Source organism: Allobosea sp. CER48, from assembly GCF_044752385.1.
GTDB lineage: Bacteria > Pseudomonadota > Alphaproteobacteria > Rhizobiales > Beijerinckiaceae > Allobosea.
Map to the genome: position 1 here is coordinate 1 of NZ_JBIWYK010000254.1, position 4,527 is coordinate 4,527.

Annotated in this window: 4 protein-coding genes; 3 read left to right on the forward strand and 1 reads right to left on the reverse strand. The window is 67.4% G+C overall.

Annotated elements, in window-relative coordinates; translation table 11 throughout:
* Nucleotides 1-158 precede the first annotated feature (158 nt).
* The 3 genes from ACIPIA_RS10730 to accC all read left to right on the forward strand — a co-directional run bounded on the left by ACIPIA_RS10730 (nucleotide 159) and on the right by accC (nucleotide 3,178).
* A complete protein-coding gene (locus ACIPIA_RS10730; RefSeq protein ID WP_400509317.1) occupies nucleotides 159-965 on the forward strand; it encodes a DsbA family protein in 807 nt (268 codons plus the stop codon).
* 345 nt (nucleotides 966-1,310) lie between these two features.
* Entirely contained in the window at nucleotides 1,311-1,775 is a 465-nt protein-coding gene (gene accB, locus ACIPIA_RS10735; RefSeq protein ID WP_400509319.1) for an acetyl-CoA carboxylase biotin carboxyl carrier protein, read from the forward strand.
* A gap of 41 nt (nucleotides 1,776-1,816) precedes the next feature.
* On the forward strand, nucleotides 1,817-3,178 hold the full coding sequence (accC, locus tag ACIPIA_RS10740) for an acetyl-CoA carboxylase biotin carboxylase subunit (protein ID WP_400509320.1): 1,362 nt from the start codon (nucleotides 1,817-1,819) through the stop codon (nucleotides 3,176-3,178).
* A gap of 81 nt (nucleotides 3,179-3,259) precedes the next feature.
* On the opposite strand, the gene ACIPIA_RS10745 is transcribed toward accC, so the two are convergent.
* Nucleotides 3,260-4,372 (reverse strand): M20 family metallopeptidase, encoded by a 1,113-nt coding sequence (locus tag ACIPIA_RS10745; RefSeq protein ID WP_400509322.1) that lies wholly within the window; start codon nucleotides 4,370-4,372, stop codon nucleotides 3,260-3,262.
* Between the last annotated feature and the right edge of the window lie 155 nt (nucleotides 4,373-4,527).

Genomic DNA, 4,527 nt, shown 5'->3' on the forward strand with positions numbered 1-4,527 from the left:
CGGCCCCGCAAGACGTGTCCAAAGGCCACACGAGCGCCGCAAGCTGCTGTCAGAGCTGTGATTTGACCTCGAAAGGGCAAACGCACACAAGCTCGGGCGCAGAAGCGCTTTGCTCCGCTGGCGGATTCTCCGTGCGGCGGTCTTGAAAGGAAGACGAGATGGCTTTCCGCACCCTCACCAGATTGGCGCGCGCCTGCCTGCGGCCTGCCGGCCTCGCGCTCGGCCTCTGGGTCGCTGCCTCGGCCATGCCTGTGATGGCGCAGAACCAGCCCCTCTCGCCCGAGCAACGCAAGGCGGTCACCGACCTGATCCGCGAGACGCTGCTGAAGAACCCGGAGATCATCCAGGACGCGCTGATCGAGCTGGAGCGCCGCAATACGGTCGCCCAGGCCGAGGCGCAGCGCGGCGCGGTGGCTGCCGAGAAAACGCGGATCAGCGATCCCGCGACCTCGGTCATCATCGGCAACCCCGAGGGTGACATCACGCTCGTCGAGTTCATGGATTACAATTGCGGCTTCTGCAAAAGGGCGATGGAGGACGTGACCGCCCTCGCCAAGGCCGATCCGAAGTTGCGCGTCGTGCTGAAGGACTTCCCGATACTCGGCCCCGATTCGGTCGAGGCCAGCCGCGTCGCCGTTGCCGCCAAGAACCAGCTCCAGGGCCAGAAGTACTTCGATTTCCACAACAAGCTCATGGCGGTGAAGGGCCGCGTAAATGCGGCCAAGGCGCTGGAGATTGCCAAGGAGGCCGGCGCCGATGTGGCGCAGCTGAAGAAGGACATGGAGGCTCCGGCCACCAAGGCCGCGATCGAGGACACCGTCGCGCTCGGCGACCGCCTGGGCCTGACCGGCACCCCCGCCTTCATCATCGGCGAGGAGATCGTCTTCGGCGCCGTCGGCCAGGCGGCCCTCAAGCAGAAGATCGAGTCGGTGCGCCGCTGCGGCAAGACCGAGTGCGCCGGCTGAAGCCATCCCGAGTAGCCGCATGGCGAGACATGTGGGCCGGCAGGCGCCGTTCAGGCTTCCCCTGCCGGCCCGCAACGTTTATGAGGACGGCACCTGCCGCCCCTGCGCGGCGCCGGAATCAACGCCCTTCCATGGTTTCCGTCCACGTCCTGAACGGACCCCAGAGCAACCTGCTCGCCCCCCGCCATGCGGCGAAGTGCGTCGGCAGGCTCCCAGAGCCTGCCTTCGACGCCAACGCCCCGCAGCCGGGCGAGCAGGCGGCAAGGGCCGCCTGAATCCACATGAACGGGATTGCGGCATCGGCCGCGACCCACCCCAGAATCCGAAGAAGACGGTGACACCGCCATGGCGACCAAGAGCCCGATCGATCCAGAACTTGTCCGCGAGCTCGCCGAGCTCCTGAACCAGACCGATCTTACCGAGATCGAGGTCGAGAAGGGCGATCTGCGCGTCCGCGTCGCCCGCAGCATCACCACCACCGTCCAGGTGCCCGCCGCGGCTGCCCTGCCCGTGGCTGCAGCCGCCCCGGTCGCCGTCGCCGCAACTCCGGCCGAAAGCAAGCCCACGGCCGCCCATCCCGGCGCTGTCACCTCGCCTATGGTCGGCACCGCCTATCGCCGCCCCTCGCCCGAGGCCAAGCCCTTCGTCGAGATCGGCAGCGTCGTGAAGCAGGGAGAGCGCATCCTGCTGGTCGAGGCGATGAAGACCTTCAACGACATCGTGGCGCCCCGCGCCGGCAAGGTCACCGCCATCCTCGTCGAGGATGGCCAGCCGGTCGAGTACGGTGAGCCGCTGCTGGTGATCGAGTGAGCGCGGCGCCCCTCGCCGCCAGGTCCGAGTTGGGTTTCAAGATGTTCGACAAGATCCTGATCGCCAATCGCGGAGAGATCGCGCTGCGCGTCCTGCGCGCCGCCAAGGAGCTCGGCATCGCGACCGTCGCGGTGCACTCCACGGCCGATGCGAATGCGATGCATGTGCGCCTCGCCGACGAGAGCGTCTGCATTGGTCCGCCGCCGGCCCGCGAGAGCTATCTCAACATCCCCGCGCTGATCGCCGCCTGCGAGATCACCGGCGCGGACGCGGTCCATCCGGGCTACGGCTTCCTCTCCGAGAATGCCCGCTTCGCGGAGATTCTGGAGCAGCACAACATCACCTTCATCGGCCCGAAGGCCGCGCATATCCGCAGCATGGGCGACAAGATCGAGGCCAAGCGCACTGCCAAGCGCCTCGGCATCCCCTGCGTGCCGGGCTCCGATGGTGGTGTCGCCGACGAGGCGGAGGCGCTGCGCATCATCCGCGAGATCGGCCTGCCCGTCATCATCAAGGCCGCCTCCGGCGGCGGCGGCAAGGGCATGAAGGTCGTTCGCACCGAGGACGAGATCGCCGTCCTGCTCGCGACCGCCCGCAGCGAGGCCAAGGCCAATTTCGGCGACGACGCGGTCTATATCGAGAAGTATCTCGAGAAGCCGCGCCATATCGAGATCCAGGTGCTCGGTGACGGCCGAGGCAACGCGATCCATCTCGGCGAGCGCGACTGTTCGCTGCAGCGCCGCCACCAGAAGGTCTGGGAGGAAGGTCCGTCGCCCGCGCTCAACGCCGGCGAGCGCGACAGGATCGGCGAGATCTGCGCCAAGGCGATGTCCGAACTCGGCTATCTCGGCGCCGGCACGATCGAGTTCCTCTACGAGGATGGCGAGTTCTACTTCATCGAGATGAACACCCGCATCCAGGTCGAGCATCCCGTCACCGAGATGATCACGGGAATCGACCTCGTCAACGAGCAGATCCGCATCGCCGCCGGCGCGCCGCTCTCGCTCAAGCAGTCGGACATCGTCATCGAGGGCCATGCCATCGAGTGCCGCGTCAATGCCGAGCATCCGGCGACGTTCCGCCCCTCGCCCGGCAAGATCGCCTCGTTCCACACTCCGGGCGGCCTCGGGGTGCGCGTCGATTCCGCCGCATACCAGGGCTACATGATCCCGCCGAACTACGACTCGCTGGTTGGCAAGCTGATCGTCCATGGCCGCAACCGCGACGAGTGCCTGATGCGCCTGCGTCGCTCGCTCGACGAGTTCGTCGTCGACGGCGTCGACACGACGCTGCCGCTGTTCCGCACGCTGGTGCGCAACCCGGACATCCTGAACGGCGACTACAACATCCACTGGCTCGAGAAATTCCTCGCCGCCGGCGGCATGGGCGAGCCGGAAGCCTGAAAGCTCCACAGCCCCTGAAACGACGAAGCCCCTCGCATCGCGAGGGGCTTTTCATTTTGGCGCATGCGCGTTGCGGCGGGATCAGATCGTCTCCAGCAGCCCCTTCATCAGGGCCTGGCGCGGCGCGATCGACGAGATCAGGGCATATTCCTGCAGCGTATGCGCCCCATCGCCATCGATGCCGAGGCCGTCGAGGGTGGGCACGCCAAGCGCGGCGGTGAAGTTGCCATCCGAGCCGCCGCCCGTCATCGGGCAGTCCTGGAGGTCGAGGCCGATCCCGGCCGCGACCTTCTGCGCCTTTCCGAACAGCTCGGCTACCATTGCCGATTTTTCGTAGGGCGGACGGTTCATTCCGCCGGTAATGCGCAGCTGGACGTCCGGATCATGCGGATTGAGGCTGAGGATCCGGTTCTCCATCATCACGCCATCGGCGAGGGTCGTGACGCGGCAATCGACGCTGAACCAGGCATGTTGCGGGATGACATTGGCTGCGGTGCCGCCGCCCATGAGCGCGACGCTCGTCGTGATGCCTCGCCCATAATCCGTCATCGCCTCGATCGCTAGGATCTGATGGGCGGCCTCGCGGATGGCGCTGCGGCCGTCGGCATGGCGCGAGCCGGCATGGGCCGGGCGGCCCTCCAGCCTGACGTCGAAGCGGCCGACACCCTTGCGGGCCGTGACGATCTTGCCGCCGAGGCGGGCCGGCTCGGTGACGAGCACCGCTGCGGCATTCCGGCCGAGCTCCTCGATCATCCCCCGGCTGGTCGGCGAGCCGATCTCCTCGTCCGGCGTGAACAGGAAGGTCATCGGCCGCTTCGCGCTGCCGGCGACGGCGACCTGCTTGAACGCCTGCAGCGCCAGCCAGGCACCGCCCTTCATGTCGTAGACGCCGGGGCCGTAGAGCCGGTCGCCGTCGATCCTGACCGGCAGCTCCTTCGCGCTCGTCCCGACCGGATGTACGGTATCGAGGTGCGACATCACCGCGACGGCCGGCTGGCCGTTGTCGAGGCCTGCGCGCAGCAGGACCATGTCGCCGAGCCCGTCGCGGCCGGGAATGCGCTCGACCGCGATCGGCAGTCCCTCGACATCCTTCTGGACGAGATCCATCATGCCGTTCAGCCCGGCGGGATGGTTCGTGGGGCTCTCGAGCGCGACCCAGACGGAGAGAGCGGCGGCGGCATCGTTCTGATTCATGCCGCCATGTTCTCCGATCAGGCCCCCGCGGCGCAAGACGTTCTCCATGCGCCAGGCACAGGACCGCAGCGCATGCTCGCGCGCTACATGATCTCGCCGCGCTCGATCTGCAGCGTCTCGTCCGCGATCGCGTCGAGCAGCGCCGGCGTCGACTT

Bases quoted from the DNA above. Each gene is read 5' to 3' on its own strand.
- ACIPIA_RS10730 (WP_400509317.1), top strand. From the start codon at position 159: ATGGCTTTCCGCACCCTCACCAGATTGGCGCGCGCCTGCCTGCGGCCT.
- accB (WP_400509319.1), top strand. From the start codon at position 1,311: ATGGCGACCAAGAGCCCGATCGATCCAGAACTTGTCCGCGAGCTCGCC.
- accC (WP_400509320.1), top strand. From the start codon at position 1,817: ATGTTCGACAAGATCCTGATCGCCAATCGCGGAGAGATCGCGCTGCGC.
- ACIPIA_RS10745 (WP_400509322.1), bottom strand. From the start codon at position 4,372: ATGAATCAGAACGATGCCGCCGCCGCTCTCTCCGTCTGGGTCGCGCTC.